The 16593-nt window shown below is 70.2% G+C and carries 18 protein-coding genes; 17 read left to right on the forward strand and 1 reads right to left on the reverse strand.

The features are described from left to right. Positions 1-5: 5 nt before the first annotated feature. The gene (locus ABT009_RS02875) at positions 6-869 is read right to left on the reverse strand and encodes a 3-hydroxybutyryl-CoA dehydrogenase (RefSeq protein WP_351288843.1); all 864 of its coding nucleotides are present in this window, start codon (positions 867-869) and stop codon (positions 6-8) included. A gap of 172 nt (positions 870-1041) precedes the next feature. Between ABT009_RS02875 and ABT009_RS02880 the strand changes: the two genes are divergently transcribed. The 17 genes from ABT009_RS02880 to ABT009_RS02960 all read left to right on the forward strand — a co-directional run bounded on the left by ABT009_RS02880 (position 1042) and on the right by ABT009_RS02960 (position 16584). Continuing rightward, the gene (locus ABT009_RS02880; protein ID WP_351288845.1) at positions 1042-2097 is read left to right on the forward strand and encodes an alcohol dehydrogenase catalytic domain-containing protein; all 1056 of its coding nucleotides are present in this window, start codon (positions 1042-1044) and stop codon (positions 2095-2097) included. 122 nt (positions 2098-2219) lie between these two features. After that, on the forward strand, positions 2220-3008 hold the full coding sequence (locus ABT009_RS02885; RefSeq protein ID WP_351288847.1) for an enoyl-CoA hydratase/isomerase family protein: 789 nt from the start codon (positions 2220-2222) through the stop codon (positions 3006-3008). A 5-nt stretch (positions 3009-3013) separates the two neighbouring features. Continuing rightward, entirely contained in the window at positions 3014-3394 is a 381-nt protein-coding gene (locus tag ABT009_RS02890) for a Zn-ribbon domain-containing OB-fold protein (RefSeq protein WP_351288849.1), read from the forward strand. After that, a complete protein-coding gene (locus tag ABT009_RS02895; protein ID WP_351288851.1) occupies positions 3391-4536 on the forward strand; it encodes a thiolase family protein in 1146 nt (381 codons plus the stop codon). The genes ABT009_RS02890 and ABT009_RS02895 overlap by 4 nt, the downstream gene beginning before the upstream one ends. Positions 4537-4580: 44 nt before the next feature. Then, positions 4581-5783: an acyl-CoA dehydrogenase family protein gene (locus tag ABT009_RS02900; RefSeq protein WP_351288853.1), complete on the forward strand. Its 1203-nt coding sequence runs from the start codon at positions 4581-4583 to the stop codon at positions 5781-5783. After that, positions 5780-6754, forward strand: coding sequence for a phosphotransferase family protein (locus tag ABT009_RS02905; RefSeq protein WP_351288855.1), 975 nt, complete (start codon positions 5780-5782; stop codon positions 6752-6754). The genes ABT009_RS02900 and ABT009_RS02905 overlap by 4 nt, the downstream gene beginning before the upstream one ends. A 129-nt stretch (positions 6755-6883) precedes the next feature. After that, complete coding sequence (locus ABT009_RS02910; protein ID WP_351288856.1) at positions 6884-8140, forward strand: acyl-CoA dehydrogenase family protein; 1257 nt, start codon at positions 6884-6886, stop codon at positions 8138-8140. Beyond that, positions 8137-8913 (forward strand): SDR family oxidoreductase, encoded by a 777-nt coding sequence (locus ABT009_RS02915; protein ID WP_351288858.1) that lies wholly within the window; start codon positions 8137-8139, stop codon positions 8911-8913. The genes ABT009_RS02910 and ABT009_RS02915 overlap by 4 nt, the downstream gene beginning before the upstream one ends. Beyond that, a complete protein-coding gene (locus ABT009_RS02920; protein WP_351288860.1) occupies positions 8910-9683 on the forward strand; it encodes an SDR family NAD(P)-dependent oxidoreductase in 774 nt (257 codons plus the stop codon). The genes ABT009_RS02915 and ABT009_RS02920 overlap by 4 nt, the downstream gene beginning before the upstream one ends. Then, positions 9668-10474 (forward strand): enoyl-CoA hydratase-related protein, encoded by an 807-nt coding sequence (locus ABT009_RS02925; protein ID WP_351288862.1) that lies wholly within the window; start codon positions 9668-9670, stop codon positions 10472-10474. The genes ABT009_RS02920 and ABT009_RS02925 overlap by 16 nt, the downstream gene beginning before the upstream one ends. 31 nt (positions 10475-10505) lie before the next feature. After that, positions 10506-11654, forward strand: coding sequence for an acetyl-CoA C-acetyltransferase (locus tag ABT009_RS02930; RefSeq protein ID WP_351288864.1), 1149 nt, complete (start codon positions 10506-10508; stop codon positions 11652-11654). Positions 11655-11731: 77 nt separating this feature from the next. Continuing rightward, positions 11732-12352 (forward strand): TetR/AcrR family transcriptional regulator, encoded by a 621-nt coding sequence (locus tag ABT009_RS02935; RefSeq protein ID WP_351288866.1) that lies wholly within the window; start codon positions 11732-11734, stop codon positions 12350-12352. 182 nt (positions 12353-12534) lie between these two features. Then, the gene (locus tag ABT009_RS02940) at positions 12535-13728 is read left to right on the forward strand and encodes an ABC transporter substrate-binding protein (protein ID WP_351288868.1); all 1194 of its coding nucleotides are present in this window, start codon (positions 12535-12537) and stop codon (positions 13726-13728) included. Between the two features lie 50 nt (positions 13729-13778). Next, positions 13779-14138 carry a nuclear transport factor 2-like protein gene (locus ABT009_RS02945; protein WP_351288870.1) on the forward strand — a complete coding sequence of 120 codons (360 nt, stop codon included), beginning with the start codon at positions 13779-13781 and terminating at the stop codon, positions 14136-14138. 63 nt (positions 14139-14201) lie between these two features. After that, positions 14202-14585, forward strand: a complete 384-nt coding sequence (locus ABT009_RS02950; protein WP_351288872.1) for a hypothetical protein — start codon at positions 14202-14204, stop codon at positions 14583-14585. Between the two features lie 62 nt (positions 14586-14647). Further along, positions 14648-14968, forward strand: coding sequence for an EthD domain-containing protein (locus tag ABT009_RS02955; protein WP_351288874.1), 321 nt, complete (start codon positions 14648-14650; stop codon positions 14966-14968). 113 nt (positions 14969-15081) lie between these two features. Beyond that, the gene (locus ABT009_RS02960; protein WP_351288876.1) at positions 15082-16584 is read left to right on the forward strand and encodes a class I adenylate-forming enzyme family protein; all 1503 of its coding nucleotides are present in this window, start codon (positions 15082-15084) and stop codon (positions 16582-16584) included. Positions 16585-16593 lie beyond the last annotated feature (9 nt).

Raw genomic sequence — 16593 nt, forward strand, 5'->3', positions numbered from 1 at the left:
TGCGGTCAGGCGTCGTACTCGTAGAACCCGCGTCCGCTCTTACGCCCCAGATGCCCCGCGGCGACCATCCGCTGAAGCAGCGGAGGAGCGGCGTACAGCGGTTCCTTGAACTCCTCGTACATCGAGTCGGCGACGGCCTGGGCCGTGTCCAGGCCGATCAGGTCGAGCAGCCGCAGCGGGCCCATCGGGTGGGCGCAGCCCAGCTCCATGCCGCTGTCGACGTCCTCGGGACGCGCCGCGCCGGACTCCACCATGCGGATCGCGGAGAGCAGATACGGCACGAGCAGCGCGTTGACCACGAAGCCCGAGCGGTCGGGTGCCTGGATGACCTTCTTGCCGAGCCGCCGGCCGGCGAAGTCCCGGGCGCGGGCCAGCGTGTCGGCGCTGGTGGTGAGGGCGGGGATCACCTCGACCAGCTTCTGCACCGGTACGGGGTTGAAGAAGTGCAGGCCCACGACCTGCGCGGCCCGGCCCGTGGCGACGGCGAGGTCGACGACGGGTAGCGAAGAGGTGTTGGTGGCGAGGACGGCGTCAGGATCGGTGACCACCTTGTCCAGCTGACGGAAGACCTCGAGCTTCGCCTCCCGGTTCTCGGCGACGGCCTCGATGACGAACTGCCGGTCCGCAAGCTCGCCCAGATCGTGGGTGAACGAGAGCCGGGCCAGGGCCTGTTCGCGGGCGGCCTCGCTGAGCTTGCCGCGCCGCAGACCGCGGTCCAGGGACGCGGTGACGCGGTCGCGCCCGGCGGCGGCCAGCTCCGGGGTCGACTCCGCGACGGTGACGTCGAGGCCGCGCAGTGCGGCGACCTCGGCGATGCCGGAGCCCATGAGGCCGCAGCCGACGACGCCAAGACGTGTCATGTCAGACATGAAGATCCTTCCACCCGCACCAACAGACGTACGCACCAACAGACGTACGCACCAAAAGACTTCTCCATACTGAACCGAAGTAGGTGCGGGTCTCAAGCAGATCCATTGAAGTCAGTTCAGTTCGGTGGCAGGCTCGAGGGTGTCGTTCGGGAATGACGCCGAGGAGGAGCCAATGCTTGCTGCCAGGCTGTACGGAGCCAAGGACCTGCGGATCGAGGAGATGCCCGAACCCGAGCCGGGGCCGGGCGAGGTGAAGATCCGCGTGGCGTACGCGGGGATCTGCGGAACCGACGTCCACGAGTACTTCGAGACCCCGCGCGCCACGCATGAGCCCAATCCGCTGACCGGCGCCACGCTGCCGCAGACTCTGGGGCACGAGTTCGCCGGTACCGTCGTGGCCTGCGGTGAAGGTGTCGACCGGGTGGCCCCTGGCAGCCGGGTCTGCGTGCGGCCGATCCGCACCTGCGGAACGTGTCCGCGATGCACGTCCGGACTGTCCCATCTGTGCAGGGCCCTGGCGGCGATCGGGGTGACGTCCCCCGGGGGCGGACTCGCCCAGTACGTGGTCGTTCCGGCCGGATCCGTGCATCCGCTGCCCGACGCCGTGTCGCTGGAACGGGGAGCCCTGGTCGAGCCCATGGCGGTGGCTCTGAACGCCGTGGAGCGGGCCCGTGTGCCCGCCGGTGGAAGTGCCCTGGTGACGGGCGCGGGTGCGGTCGGCATGGGCGCGCTGTTCGCGCTCAGGGCGCACGGACTCCATGACGTGCTGGTGGTGGAGCCTTCGCCGTCCAGGCGCGCGGCGGCCGAACGGCATGGCGCCCGCGTACTCGATCCGGGCGCCGTCGACGTGGTCGAGGAGGTGATGAGCCACACCCGAGGCCGCGGTGTGGACGCCGCCGTCGAGTGCTCGGGCCGGCCGGAGGCGTTGAACACCGCCATCCGCTCGGTGGCCGCCCAGGCTCCGATCGTGATGGTGGCCCTGTACTCGGGCCCGGTCGCCATCGACGCCTCCGTCGTGCGCCTGGCCGAACTCGCCCTGCTCGGCTCGGAGGCGTACCCCGACGGCGTCTTCGAGCGCGTCATCGGCCACATGGCCGCCGGGAGCTACCCGACCGACGGCTGGCTCGACCACATCCCGCTCGCCGACACCGTCGCGGGGCTGCACGACGTACGCGACGGGCGGCGCGTCAAGGTCCTCGTCGACATCCCGGCGGACAGTCGGAGTTGAGCCGGCGCGGGGCCGGTGTGTGTCCACTGAACCAATCTCGGTCCAGGGGTTGACAGTGGATCACCAGCTCCCCAGACTCGTAGTGAATTCAGTTCAGTTTCGGAAATCGGAGGGACCAAGCGATGGCAGTTGAGGACGAGATCCAGTTCGAGCGTGACGGTCATGTCGCCCGCGTCTGGCTCAACCGCCCGTGGAAGAAGAACTGCGTCACGGTGCCGATCCTGGACCGGCTCGACGAGATCATCACCGAGGTCGACGAGGACCCCGAGCTGCGCGTCCTGGTGTTCCGCGGCCGCGGCGGCACCTTCTGCTCGGGCTTCGACCTCGACAGCCTGAAGGCCGACTTCGTCGGCAAGTCGAACGCCATCGATGTCGCGGTGAAGTCCGCGAAGGTGTGCGACCGCCTCTACTCGATGAAGACCCCCTCGGTCGCGGTCCTGGAGGGCTACGTCACCGCGGGCGGCTTCGAGATCATGATCTCCTGCGACTTCGCGATCGCCGCGGACGATGCCAAGATCGGCGACTTCCACATCCGCCGCTCGCTGTTCGGCGGCGCGGGTCCGATCTACCGGGTGCCGCGCATGATCGGCATCCGCAAGACCAAGGAGCTGATGCTCACCGGCAAGCTGCTCTCGGGCGTCGAGGCTGCCGAGTTCGGCCTGATCAACAAGTCCGCGCCGGCCGACAAGCTGGACGAGACGGTCGAGGACTTCATCGGTGACCTCACCGACAAGAGCCCGTTCACGATGTGGCTCACCAAGATGACGATCGACCGCAGCCTGGACGCAGACACCCAGTCGCTGATGGTGATGGAGCACCTCGCTGTGGGTGTGGCGCTCAACTCGGAGGACGCCGCCGAGGGCGTGTCGGCGTTCCTGGAGAAGCGCGAGCCCAAGTGGCAGGGGCGCTGATCCGGATGACCACGGATCCGCGGAGTCCGGCCACCGGGCTCCAGGGTGCACGCTGCTCCGGCTGCTCGGTGACGGTCTACCCCGCGGACGCGGCGTGCCCGCGCTGCGGGGGGCCGGCCGATCCGGCGGCCCTGTCCGGCGCGGGCACCCTGTGGACCTGGACCGTGCAGCGGTACGCACCCAAGTCCCCGCCGTACCAGATCCCGCCTGCGGGCTTCGAGCCGTTCGCGGTCGGCTACGTCGAGCTGCAGGAAGGCGTACGGGTGGCCGCCGTACTGGAGGTCGACGACCTCGACGACGTCCGTATCGGCATGCCTCTCACGGTGACCGCGGGCCACGGCGTCCCGCGGGCCAGGCCCGCAACGCCCGGCGAGGAGGGCTCATGAACAGCGACGTCCTGATCTGCGGTGCCGGGCGCACCCCGTTCGGCCGGTCGGAGGCGAGCGGCCGTCAGCTGGCCGTCAGCGCGGTGAACGCCGCGCTGGCGGACGCCGGGATCGAGTGGTCACGGGTGCGGGCCGCATTCGGCGGCAGCGACAGCGCCGGGCTCGCCGACACCCTGGTGGCCCAACTCGGCCTGACAGGGCTGCCGTTCGTCAACGTCAAGAACGGCTGTGCTACCGGCGGCAGCGCGCTGATCTCCGCCGTGAACGCGATCCGTTCCGGCATGGCGGACGTCGTCCTCGCCGTCGGATTCGACAAGCATCCGCGCGGCGCCTTCGACCCGAGGCCCGAGGACTGGGGGCTGGGCGATGAGTACGGCAGCGACGGGCTGATGGTGACCACCCAGTTCTTCGGCATGAAGATCCAGCGCTATATGCACGACCACGGGATCACGCCGGGGACTCTCGCGCTGGTCGCCGAGAAGGCGTACCGCAACGGGGTCCTGACCCCCGAGGCATGGCGGCGCAAGCCGCTGTCCGCCACCGAGATCCTCGACTCGGGCATGGTCAGCGATCCGCTGACCCGCTACATGTTCTGCTCCCCGGGAGCGGGCGCGGCCGCGCTCGTACTCTGCTCGCCCGAGGTCGCCCGCACCCTGGACGGCCCCTCGGTCACCCTGCGCTCGGCGGCCGTACGCACTCGGCGCTTCGGCTCGTTCGAGGTGTTCAGCCCCTGGATCCCCGGCGGCGACCTGACCAGCGTCAGCCGTGACGCGTCGGCGGCCGCGTTCGAGGAGGCCGGGATCGGCCCAGGCGACGTCGACGTCTGCCAGCTCCAGGACACCGAGAGCGGCGCCGAGGTCATGCACATGGCCGAGTGCGGGTTCTGCGAGGACGGCGAGCAGGAACGGCTGATCGCCTCCGGCGCCACGGAGATCGGCGGCGACCTGCCGGTCAACACCGACGGCGGCTGCATCGCCAACGGCGAACCCATCGGCGCATCGGGGCTGCGCCAGGTCTACGAAGTCGTCCAGCAGCTGCGCGGCCGGGCCGGTGAACGCCAGGTCCCCGGCGAACCGAGGATCGGCTTCACCCATGTGTACGGCGCACCCGGCGTGAGCGCCTGCACGGTGCTGTCCCGCTGAACGTCCCGATGAGAGTCCCGCTGAACGAGGAGGTGGAGACAGAGATGAGCGGCATCCCGGAGCCCGACGAGTTCCGCGCCCAGGCCCGGCAGTGGCTCGCCACGGTCGCCCGGCCCCGCGCCGCCGACGGAGAGTGGGGCAGCGGCTCCGACTCGGTCGCCGTGTTCGAGAACTGGACCGAGGAGCAGGAGCGCGAGCACACCGCCCGCACCCAGGAGTGGGAGCGCACCCGCTACGACCAGGGGTGGGGTGCGCTCAACTGGCAGGAGGCGTACGGGGGTCGTGGCCTGCCCGCGTACTACGAGCAGCTCTACCGCGCCGAAGAGGCGGCCTTCGACGTGCCGCACCGCACCGAGATCTTCCCGGTGACGCAGCAGCTCGTCGCCCCGGCGATCGGCATCTGGGGCACCGAGGAGCAGAAGCAGCGCTGGCTGCGCCCCATGCTGCGCACCGACGAGCTGGCCTGCCAGCTGTTCTCCGAGACCGAGGCGGGCTCCGACCTCGCCGCGGTGCGCACCAGGGCGGTGCGCGACGGCGACAACTGGGTGCTGCAGGGCCACAAGGTGTGGACCTCCGGGGCCCGGGTCGCGACCTGGGGAGTCGCGGTGTGCCGCACCGACCCGGACGTCCGCAAGCACGCGGGGATCACCGTCTTCCTGGTGCGCATGGACGCGCCCGGCGTCACCGTGCGGCCCATCCAGCAGATGACCGGCGGCGCCAGCTTCAACGAGGTCTATCTCGACGGCGTGGTCGTGCCCGACACCGACCGGCTCGGACCCGTCGGTGAGGGCTGGCGGGTCACCCTCAGCGTGCTGGCCGCCGAACGGCTCGACTCCGGCAACCTCGGCCTGGACAACGCCGACCGCGCGCTGGACCTGGCCGGGAACCTGGGCCGCCCCTTCACCGGCAGTGAACAGCAGCAGGCCGCCGACCTGTACATCCGCACCCTCGTCCAGCGGCTCATCGGACTGCGGGTGACCGCCGCCCTCGTCGCCGGACGCGAGCCCGGCGCGGAGGCTTCGGTCGGCAAGCTCTACGCCACCGAAACCATGCGGCGTACGAGCGACCTGGTGTCGGAGCTGCTCGGTTCTCGCCTCGTCGCCGACACGGGGGAGTGGGGGACGTACGCCTGGACGGAGCACCTCCTCGGGGCGCCCGGCTACAGCATCGCGGGCGGCACCGACGAGATCCAGCACAACATCCTCGCCGAGCGAGTGCTCGGACTGCCCAAGGAGCCCGTCCGATGAGCACGGCGACCCAGGTGCCGGAGCTGGCCGTCCGCGTCCGCGACCGTCTCGCCCGCCGCCATCCAGGGGCGCCGATCGGTGAGTTGCGGACCCTGCCGGGCGGGCACTCGGGGCTGACGTACTCGGTCACGGCGGGGGACACGAAGTACGTCGTGAAGGCGGTGCCTCCCGGGCAGCGGCCCGTCGGGCGCAACGATGTGCTGCGTCAGGCGCGCGTACTGAGAGCGCTGTCTGGCTCGCCGGTGCCGGTGCCGGGTGTCGGGGCCGTCGATGAGACACAACCTGCCTGGTTCGCCATGGATTTCGCCGCCGGGGAGGCTGTCGAGCCCGTACTCGATGAGCCCGAGGTGGCTCCCGCGACGGCGCGGGCGCGGATGCTGGAGGTTGCTTCGGTGTTGCGGCGGCTGCACGACACCGACGTCCGTACGCCCGGGCTGGACGCGCCGGAACCACTTGACGCGGCCGGCGAGCTGGAGCGGTGGAGCCGCACCATGCACGCCGTACCGGCCGAACTCCGCCCCGGTGGCGAGGAGTTGCTGACACGCCTCGCCGACGAGGTGCCCGGCGGCCTCGCTCCGGTGCTGCTGCACGGCGACTTCCGCCTCGGGAACGTGCTGTGCGCCGGTGAGCGCCCGGTGGCCGTCGTCGACTGGGAGATCTGGAGCGTCGGGGACCCGCGCATCGACCTCGGCTGGTTCCTGCTCTTCGCCGACCACCGCAACTTTCCGCAACTGGGCCGCGCCGTGCCCGGCCTGCCCACCGAGGCCGAGCTGCTGGACACCTACCTCGACGGCCGGCCCGCCCTGCCCTCGATGGACTGGTTCCGGGCGCTGGGCCGCATGAAGATGGCCGCGATCATGGGCCACAACCTGCGCCGGCACCGCGAGGGCAAGCACCACGACCCGGACCAGGAGCGCCTGCCGCCCACCATCGCCGCGATGATCCGCACGGCGCGCGACATCCTCGGCTGATCCGGAACGGCTACACAAGCCGCCGGAACGACCACACGCGGGCCGCCCGCACAAGCGGACGCACCGCACACGCCACAGCACTTGGGACGTACGCCGAGCCGGCCAGGCCCTCGGCGAAGAGGAGCAATCGTGGACTTCGGATTCTCGCCACGGGCGAGTGAACTCCAGGACCGCATGCGGTCGTTCATGGAACAGCACGTCTATCCGGCGGAAGCCGTCTACGACCGGCAGCTCGCCGAGGCCGACGATCCGCACGCGCTGCCGCCGGTGATGACCGAACTGAAGGAGAAGGCGCGCGCCGACGGCCTGTGGAACCTCTTCATGGCGCACGGCGACTGGGGCGCGGGGCTCACCAACCTCGAGTACGCGCCGCTCATGGAGCTGGCGGGCCGGTCCATCATCGGTCCCGAGGTGTTCAACTGCTCGGCGCCCGACACCGGCAATATGGAGCTGCTCGCGCTGTACGGCACGCCCGAGCAGCAGGAGCGCTGGCTGAAGCCCCTGCTGGAGGCGGAGATCCGCTCGTGCTTCGCCATGACCGAGCCCGAGGTCGCCAGCTCCGACGCCCGCAACATCCGCACCCGCATCACCCGCGACGGCGACCACTACGTCGTCAACGGCCGCAAGTGGTACACCTCCGGGATCCTCGACCCGGACTGCAAGCTGATCATCCTGATGGGCAAGACCGACCCGGACGCGCCCACCTACCGGCAGCAGAGCATGCTGCTCATCCCCCGTGACACCCCGGGCGTCACGGTCGTGCGCGACCTGCCGATGTTCGGCTACACCGACCGGTGCGGGCACGGCGAGGTGCTCTTCGAGAACGTCCGCGTACCGGTGGAGAACATCCTCAGCGGCGAAGGGGAGGGCTTCGCGCTCGCCCAGGGGCGGCTCGGCCCGGGGCGCATGCACTACGCCATGCGCGCCGTCGGCTTTGCGGAGCGCGCCCTGCAGCTGATGTGCGAGCGAGTCACCGAGCGCGTCGCCTTCGGAGGGCCGCTCGCCGACCGGGGCGTCGTACGCGAGTGGATCGCCCGCAGCCGCATCGAGATCGAGCAGCTGCGCCTCCTCGTCCTGAAGTCCGCCTGGCTGATGGACACCGTCGGCAACGCCGCCGCCCGTATGGAAGTCGCCGCGATCAAGGTGGCGGCACTGGAGGTCGCCCATAAGGTCGTCGACCGCGCGGTGCAGGCGCACGGCGCGGCGGGCGTCAGCGACGACACCGTACTGGCCCGGCTGTACGCCATCACGCGGGCGCTGCGCATCGCCGACGGCCCCGACGAGGTGCATCTACGGACGGTGGCCCGCCAGGAACTCGCCAAGTACAAGCAGAGCCACCCGAAGGCCGAGCAGCAGAAGACCGACACGAAGGCAGGAGCAGCGTGAGCGCCAACACCCTCGACGGCAAGGTCGCCGTCATCACCGGCGGATCCCGCGGCATCGGCCTCGGCATCGCCACCGCCTACCGGACAGCGGGCGCTCACGTGGTCATCGCCGCCCGGAAGGCGGCCGGACTCGCCGAGGCCCGCGAGGAGCTGCTGCGCGTCAAGGGCGACGGCGACATCCACACGGTGGTCGCCAACGCCGGCGAACCCGACCAGGCCGAGGCCTGCATCGACGAGACCATGACGCGCTTCGGCCAGGTCGACGTCCTCGTCAACAACGCGGCGACCAACCCGTACAACGGCGACCTGCTCGATCTCGACCTGCCGCGCGCCGAGAAGACCGTCCGCGTCAACCAGTACGGCATGATCGCCTGGACCCGGTGCGCCTGGCGGGCCTGGATGGCCGAGCACGGGGGAGCGGTCATCAACATCGCCTCCGTCGGCGGGCTGATCGTCGACCCGCACATCGGCTACTACAACGCCACCAAGGCCGCCATGCTGCACATGACCCGACAGCTCGCGTACGAACTCGGGCCGCGGGCAAGGGTGAACGCCATCGCCCCCGGACTGATCAAGACGGAGCTGGCGCGGGCCGTGTGGGAGGTCCGCGAACCCATCCTCACCGCCAAGCTGCCGCTGCGGCGCCTCGGCACGGTGGAGGACGTGGCGAACGCGGCCCTTTTCCTGGCCTCCGACGCCTCCTCCTGGATGACCGGCCAGACCCTGGTGCTCGACGGCGGCGCGACCGCCCTGCCGATCGGCGTTGACGAGTGAGCGCGCCTCGATCCGCCGCCGAGCTGTTCTCGCTGGAGGGCAGGACAGCCATCGTCACGGGTGCCTCCGCGGGGCTCGGCGCCCGCTTCGCCGCCGTCCTCGCGCAGGCAGGCGCCACTGTCTTCGCCGCCGCCCGCCGCATCGACCGGCTGAAGGAACTCGCCGACTCCGACGCACGCATCCACCCCGTGGCCTGCGACGTCTCGCTCGAGGCCGACCGCACGCGGCTGGCCGAGACCGCGCTGGCCGGAACCGGCCGCATCGACGTCCTGGTCAACAACGCGGCCAGCTCCGGCGAGACACGTGCCGAGGACGAGTCGTCGGACGCCTTCGCCGATGTGCTCGGCGTCAACCTCACCGCGCCCTTCCACCTCGCCCGGCTCACCGCCGAGACGCCCTCCCAGACCACGGGCAAGAGCATCATCAACGTCTCCTCCATCCTCGGCCTCGTCACAGCCGCACCGCTCGGCGGCGCGAGCTACTCCGCGTCCAAGGCCGGACTCATCGGCCTGACCCGCGAGCTGGCCGGACAGTGGGGCCGTGACGGAATCCGCGTGAACGCCCTCGCCCCGGGGTGGTTCCGCACCGAGATGACCGCGGACCTCTTCGGCGACGAGCGCTCCAGCCGCTGGGTCGACCGCAACACGCTGCTGCGCCGCGGCGGCGACGCCCACGAACTCGACGGCGCGCTGCTGTTCCTCGCCTCGGACGCCTCCACGTACTGCACCGGCCAGGTCCTGACCGTCGACGGTGGATGGACGGCGCGATGAGGGTCGGCATCGACATACGGGACGGCGGTCTCGCCCGCGTCACCCTGCGCCGGGGCGAGGCCGGAAACGCCATCGACCTGGAGATGGCGCGCGGACTGCTGGAGGCAGCCCGGGCCTGCGCTCGTGAGCCCGTACGGGCCGTGCTGCTCACCGGCGAGGGGAAGTCCTTCTGCGTCGGCGGCGACCTCAGGGAGTTCTCGCAGCTCTCTGGTGAGGCGCTGCAGAAGCACCTCATCGCGGTGACCGACGCGCTGCACGATGCCCTGCGCACGTTCGCCGCGATCGACGCGCCCCTGGTGGCCGCCGTGCAGGGCGCCGTCGCCGGCGCGGGCATCGGACTGGCCGCGGCCGCCGATGTGACCCTCGCCGCCGACAACGCCTCGTTCACCGCCGCGTACACCGGCATCGGCTACTCACCGGACGCCGGAGCGAGCTGGTCACTGCCCCGCCTCATCGGACCCAAACGGGCCCTGGACCTGCTGCTGACGAACCGTCGCATCCAGGCGGCCGAAGCCGCGGCGATCGGTCTGGTGAGCCGGGTGGTCGCGGCCGACGAGCTGGCCGCGGAGGCCGCGCGCACGGCCGAAGCCCTGCGCCGTGGGCCCACGGGGGCCTTCGGCGCCACCCGTCGGCTCGTCGCCGCCGGACTGACCGCGGACCTCGGCCCGCACCTGGACCGCGAGGCCCGCGCGCTCGCCGCCGCGGCCGCCTCCGACGAGGGCCGTGAGGGCGTCGCCGCGTTCCTCGGCAAGCGGGCGCCCGACTTCACGCGCACCCGGCCCCGGCCCTGATCCCGTACTCGAATCCCAAATGGAGTCCACCGTGTCGGAAGCATTCATCGTCGGCGCCGTCCGCACCCCTGTCGGCCGCCGCAAGGGCGCGCTCAGCGGCGTGCACCCCGCCGACCTCGGCGGCCATGTGCTGCGCGCCCTGCTGGAGCGCACCGGTGTCGACCCGGGCGCGGTCGACGACGTGTTCTTCGGTTGCGTCGGCCAGATCGGCGCACAGACCGGGAACATCGCCCGCACCGCGTGGCTGTCGGCCGGGCTGCCGCAGCACGTCCCCGGCACCACCATCGACCGCCAGTGCGGCTCCTCCCAGCAGGCCGTGCACTTCGCCGCCCAGGCGGTCGGCTCGGGCGCCGCCGACCTCGTCGTCGCCGGTGGCGTGGAGGTGATGAGCCTGGTGCCCATCGCCAGCCCGATGTTCGTAGGCGAGCAGGCCGGCCTGGGCAGTCCGTACGCGGGGGACGGCTGGCGCGAGCACTTCGGGGACCAAGAGGTCTCGCAGTTCCGCGGGGCCGAGCTGATCGCCGAGAAGTGGGGCATCTCCCGCGCGGACATGGAGCAGTTCGCGCTCACCAGCCACCAGCGTGCCCTTGCGGCCCAGGCCGGCGGGGCATTCGACGAGGAGATCGTCCCGGCCTTCGGGCTGACCGCCGACGAGGGTCCGCGCGCCGATACCACGCTCGAAAAGATGGCGGGACTGAAGACCCTCACCGAGGACGGCCGGCTGACCGCAGCCGTCTCCAGTCAGATCTCCGACGGCGCCGCCGCCCTGCTCATCGCCTCCGAGGATGCGGTGCGCCGCCACGGTCTGACCCCGCTCGCGCGCGTGCACACCATGGCCGTGGTCGGCTCGGACCCGATCCTCATGCTGACCGGTCCGATCCCCGCCACCGAGAAGGTGCTGGACAAGGCCGGGCTTTCGATCGACGATATCGACCTCGTCGAGATCAACGAGGCCTTCGCCTCCGTCGTCCTCGCCTGGCAGAAGGAGATCGAGGTCGCCCCGGAGCGAGTCAACGCCTTCGGCGGTGCCATAGCACTCGGCCATCCGCTCGGCGCCACGGGCGCCCGGCTCATGACCACGCTCGTCCACCAGCTGCGCAGGACCGGCGGGCGCTACGGTCTGCAGACGATGTGCGAGGGGGGCGGGATGGCGAACGCAACCGTGGTCGAGACTCTGTGAAGGCGATTGGCAACTGAGTTCAACTTGGGTTTACTCTCGGTGTACGGACACGGTGTGTGACGGCCAGGAGAGAGGTCATGACAAGGATCGTTGAACCGGAGGCGGGACCGCGGTCCAAGCGCGCGGCCATTCTCACGGCGGCCGTCGACTGCTTCGGCGAGACCGGTTTCGAGGCCACCAAGTGGTCCACGGTGGCCGAGCGGGTCGGCATCGGACAGACCGCCCTCTACCACTACTTCGAGTCGAAGACCCACTGCCTGCTGACGATCATGCGGCTCGAACTGCAGCGCTCCCACGACCGGTTCGTCGAGGCCACCACGGACAAGGCGGACCCGGTCGAGGCGCTGCGGGCCGCGGTCCGCGCGGCGTACGACGTCTCCCCGCACGAGGTCCTGCAGATGCGCATCCTGCAGAACCACATGGACCTGCTGTCGGGGTCGCGCAGGTCCAAGCGCGAGGAGGCAGAGCGGGTCGCGGCCCGGCAGTTGGTGCAGGTCGTCGAGAGGGACTGGACGACCCTGCTGGTGAAGGGCATGTCCCAGGGCGCCTTCCCGCTGCGGGACGCCCAGCTGCTCGGCGCGAGCGTACTCGGCCTGATCGTCAGCGTGTGGCGGTGGTACCGGCCGTCCGGACCGACGCCGCTTTCGGAGATCAGTGAGCTGATCGAGGGCGCCTGCGTGCGGATGGTCGCCTCCTGATGCGCTGAGCGGAGCTGTACTTCGCGGCCCCCTGACGGACGGTTGTCCGTCAGGGGGCCGCTCTGTTGTCCCGTGCGCATTCGCAGTGATCGAGAACGTAACCAGCCATTGCCAGCTGTGTTTCCCCAGGATTAAAATCCCAACTGAATTGAACTTAACTCAGGTTGATCTGAGGAGGGGTCATGCGACGACGCACGACACGCGCGCTCATCGCCGTACTCGCCGCCATGCTCGCCGTGGTGGCGAGTGCCTGCGGCACCGGAGGCCCCTCGGCGGCAGGGGACGACAAGATCATCAAAATCGGTGCGTGGCTACCGCTCACTGGACCACAGGCCACTTTCGGGGTTCCTGAGAGGGCCGGTGCCGACGCGTACTTCAAGTCCGTCAACGCACAGGGCGGGATCAACGGCCGCAGGATCAAGTGGATCGTCAAGGACAGCGCCGCCGACCCGCAGCAGACGGTCCAGATCGCCCGTCGACTCGTCGACCAGGACGGGGTCGTGGCCATCGTCGCCGCGAACGGCACGTCCCAGACCCAGGCCACGTTCCCCTTCGTGCTCGAGCAGTCGAAGGTGCCGATCCTCAACACGCTCGGCGGAGACGCGTCCTGGTACCGGCCGGCCCGCGACGGACTGTTCGGGCTGCAGACCCTGTACGAGGACCAGGCGGCCGCGCTGGGGGACTGGGTGGCGCGCGACGGAGCGAAGAAGGTGCTGGTCGTGCACAGCGACCCGGCGGCTTTCGTGAACGTCGCCAAGCAGGTCGGCCCCGCTGCCCGCAACGCCGATCCGTCCGTCCAGGTGAAACGCCTGAAGGTCAAGCTCGCGACCACCGACTACAGCCCGGTGATCAGCAAGGTGAAGGCCCAGCGGCCCGACGCCGTCGTCCTGATCCTGCAAGCCTCGGAAGCCGCGTCCTACCTGAAGGAAGCCAAGCTGCAAGGACTGGACGTCCCCTCGTACGGCTATGCACCCGTGGCGGCACAGTCCACGCTGACGCTGGCCGGCAAGGCGGCCGAAGGCCTCAAGTCGGTGCAGCTGGTCAAGTCGCCGCACGACGACGACCCGGCCATCAAGGAGTTCCGCAGGGCGATGGCGAAGTACGAGCCCGGACAGCCTGCCGACTTCATCACCTTGTGGGGCTGGGAAGCGGCCAAGGCGTTCGTGGAGGTCGCAGCTACCATCGACGGGCCGGTCACCGCCGCGTCGCTGACCCGGGCCTACCAAAACGCGCGCCACGTCGACACGGGCGTGGGGCCGGTGCTCACCTACTCCGCCGACCGTCACCTGGGCACCCGCGACGTACAGAAGATCGTGGCCAGGAACGGCCGTTGGGAGTCGCTGGGTGACTTCTTCACGCCGCCTGCCCGCGGCTGATGTCTTTCCCCGACCACGGTTGCAACCTTCCCACCAGCGAGAGGACACCCATGGCCAGCGCGTTGCGCGCCTACATGGCACGTATGGACAGCGACCACCCCGAGCAGGCGCTCGAACTCATCGCACCCGACTTCCGCTTCCTGATCGCCTTGCCGGGCCGCGAGGCGACGGGCTGGTCCAAGGTCGACTTCGCGGACTACATCGCGGGCCGCAACGCGGTCGAGAGGGTCCACGAAATCCTCAGGTACAGCTCCGACGGTGATCTGGAGACCGCGTACGGAGTGGTGAAGGAGTCCGGGAAGCCCGTCGGGTCCTTCCTGTCGGCGGCGGTTGTCACGCCCGACGGCCAGATGGCGCGTTACCAGTCCTTCTTCACGACGACGTTCGACCTCATCGATCAGCCGGAGTAGCCGCCGGGCCGTACGCCGTACGCCGCACCACACCCGCACCAACGGAGCCGCAAGGAGGCTGACATGACCGACACCGCCACCGCTGCCGCCGCACCCTTCCTCACCGCATGGTTCGAGATCCTCGACAGTGACGAGCCGAACCGGATCCTCGACCTGATCAGCGACGACTTCTCCCTCTCCATCCTGTTCTCCACCGGCGACGGCAACGCGAGCGACTTCGCCGGAGACCGCGCCGCACTGGTCGGCTACCTCGAGCAGCGCGAGAAGGGCACACGCACCCACCATCTGCTGTCCGCGACCACCCTCGGCCAGGACGAGCTCTTCCTCGGAGAGGTGCGGCGCGGGGGCGTTCCCGAGGCGAGTTTCGTCGCCGCCGGGCGGGTGGACGACAACGGCCGCCTGAGCCGTCTGCTGATCGGCCGGTCGTCCGAGATCCGATTCGACTGAACACGACCCGTTGAACACCTTCCGTTGAACACGTTGCAACCGACCTCGTACGGAGGACAGTCATGTACAACCTCGTCCTGCTGGCAGCCCGGCCCCCCGAGTGGACGCACGAGCAGTTCATCGACTGGTGGCGCGGCGACCACGCCGAGCTGACCTACCATCTGCCCGGCCTCCGCGCCTGGCGGCACACCGAGATCGACCAGGCCATGGAGAAGCGCTCCGAGGGCTGGGACGGGATCTCCGTGCTCAGCTTCGACTCGCCGGAGGACCTGAAGAAGGCCCTCGCGAGCCAGGAGTGGGCGGATGCGGTCGCACAGGTGGGGGACATGAAGGGCCGCCGTATCGCGGTGATGGGTCACGAGGCGGAGATGTTCACCGGCTGAGGCACGCGAATCCACCGTTGACCAGTTCGTCGGGGGTCGCGGCACGGCATCGACAGCAGCCGTTCACAGCAGGGTTCATGACGGAGTTCGGCACAGCGTAGCGAGGAAGCGGGATGCGACAGGTAGTGCGGGAGTTCCAACAGAACGCCGAGCAGGCGGACTTCGTCGCAGTGATCGACGACGAAGGCAGCCATACGGCGCGCAAGCTGCTCGCCGAAGCGGCGCGGCTCGCCGAGGTGATGTTCCCCGACGGGGCCGGCGGCACCGTCATGGTCCAGGCCGACAACTCGTGGCGTACCGTCGCCGCCTCCCTCGCGGTGGGAATGAGCGGCGGGGTACTCGCCGTGGTGAACCGGCATAACACTCGTGCAGAGTTCGCCGCGGCCTTCGAGGACATCCGTCCCGACGCCGTCGTCGCCGAGCCCTCGGCGATGGACGAATGGGCGGTGCCCGGGCTGCTGCCGGGACGGGCGGACGGCACGGTGCTCGACGGCTGGACCTGCCTCTCCGCGGCCGGGCAGCCTGATGTCTCACGCTGGTCGGGTGGCGTCCTCATCGGCCTGACCTCCGGCTCGACCGGACGGCCCAAGGGCGTCGTGCAGTCCGAGGAGGCCCTGCGCTACGCCGGCTCGTGCACCATCGAGATCAACGGCCTGACCCGCGGCGACGCGGTGGCCGCGATCGTGCCGCTGTCATCGACGGCCGCGTACTGCTTCGGCGTCTACCTCTCGCTTCTGCTGGGCGGCCCGCTCGTTCTGACGGCGAAGTGGGACCGCGCCGTAGCGCTGCGGCGGATGGCCGATGCCGAGGTCCGCTGGACCATGTGCGTGCCCACGATGGCGCTGCAGATGGGCGCCGAGGCGGCCGGTTCCGGGATCCTCGCGGGAGTCCGCGCGATCACCGTGGGCGGCGGCCCCATGGATCGTGGAGCTCTCGCGCGCGCCGAACAGTCCCTGGGCACGAAGATTCTCCGGGTCTTCGGCATGTCCGAGTGCCTCGGCCACACCTCGCCCGGTCCCGACGACCCCGAGGAGATCCGGCTCGGCAGGGACGGCCGTCCCTTCCCTGGAACCGACCTCCGCGCCATCACGCCCGAGGGGATCGAAGCCGGACCGGGCACGTCCGGCCGCGCACAGGTCCGCGGTCCCTCCCTCTTCCTCGGCTACGCTCGCGACGGCAGGGTCGAGCCGCCCGCGCTCACGGACGACGGCTACTTCCCCACCGGCGACCTGCTGATGACCCACGAGGACGGCACCATCAGCATCATGGGCCGCGAGAAGGACGTCATCATCCGCGGCGGCCGCAACATCGACATCACCGAGATAGAACGGGCGGTCGCCAGCTATCCGCGCGTGGCCAGGGCCTGCGTGGCGGCCGTCCCGGACGAGGTGCTGGGCGAACGTGTGGCGCTCCTCGTCGTCACCGAGGACGGCGGCGGCATCGACCTCGCGGAGGTGACCGGGCACCTGGAGAGCGTCGGCCTGTCCAAGACCAAGTGGCCCGAGTACGTGTACGGCATCGAGGAACTGCCGCAGACCAAGGTCGGAAAGCTCGACCGGTTCGGTGCCCGCGAACTGGCTCGCCGAATGCATGCGCGCACCCCCGATCCGGCCTGACACAAGGAC

Source organism: Streptomyces sp. NPDC002896 (assembly GCF_040295225.1).
Classification (GTDB): Bacteria; Actinomycetota; Actinomycetes; order Streptomycetales; family Streptomycetaceae; genus Streptomyces.

Coding starts and splice junctions, on each gene's coding strand:
- ABT009_RS02935 (WP_351288866.1), top strand. CDS start 11,732: ATGACAAGGATCGTTGAACCGGAGGCGGGACCGCGGTCCAAGCGCGCG.
- ABT009_RS02890 (WP_351288849.1), top strand. CDS start 3,014: ATGACCACGGATCCGCGGAGTCCGGCCACCGGGCTCCAGGGTGCACGC.
- ABT009_RS02885 (WP_351288847.1), top strand. CDS start 2,220: ATGGCAGTTGAGGACGAGATCCAGTTCGAGCGTGACGGTCATGTCGCC.
- ABT009_RS02940 (WP_351288868.1), top strand. CDS start 12,535: ATGCGACGACGCACGACACGCGCGCTCATCGCCGTACTCGCCGCCATG.
- ABT009_RS02880 (WP_351288845.1), top strand. CDS start 1,042: ATGCTTGCTGCCAGGCTGTACGGAGCCAAGGACCTGCGGATCGAGGAG.
- ABT009_RS02950 (WP_351288872.1), top strand. CDS start 14,202: ATGACCGACACCGCCACCGCTGCCGCCGCACCCTTCCTCACCGCATGG.
- ABT009_RS02895 (WP_351288851.1), top strand. CDS start 3,391: ATGAACAGCGACGTCCTGATCTGCGGTGCCGGGCGCACCCCGTTCGGC.
- ABT009_RS02905 (WP_351288855.1), top strand. CDS start 5,780: ATGAGCACGGCGACCCAGGTGCCGGAGCTGGCCGTCCGCGTCCGCGAC.
- ABT009_RS02945 (WP_351288870.1), top strand. CDS start 13,779: ATGGCCAGCGCGTTGCGCGCCTACATGGCACGTATGGACAGCGACCAC.
- ABT009_RS02955 (WP_351288874.1), top strand. CDS start 14,648: ATGTACAACCTCGTCCTGCTGGCAGCCCGGCCCCCCGAGTGGACGCAC.
- ABT009_RS02875 (WP_351288843.1), bottom strand. CDS start 869: ATGTCTGACATGACACGTCTTGGCGTCGTCGGCTGCGGCCTCATGGGC.
- ABT009_RS02960 (WP_351288876.1), top strand. CDS start 15,082: ATGCGACAGGTAGTGCGGGAGTTCCAACAGAACGCCGAGCAGGCGGAC.
- ABT009_RS02900 (WP_351288853.1), top strand. CDS start 4,581: ATGAGCGGCATCCCGGAGCCCGACGAGTTCCGCGCCCAGGCCCGGCAG.
- ABT009_RS02925 (WP_351288862.1), top strand. CDS start 9,668: ATGGACGGCGCGATGAGGGTCGGCATCGACATACGGGACGGCGGTCTC.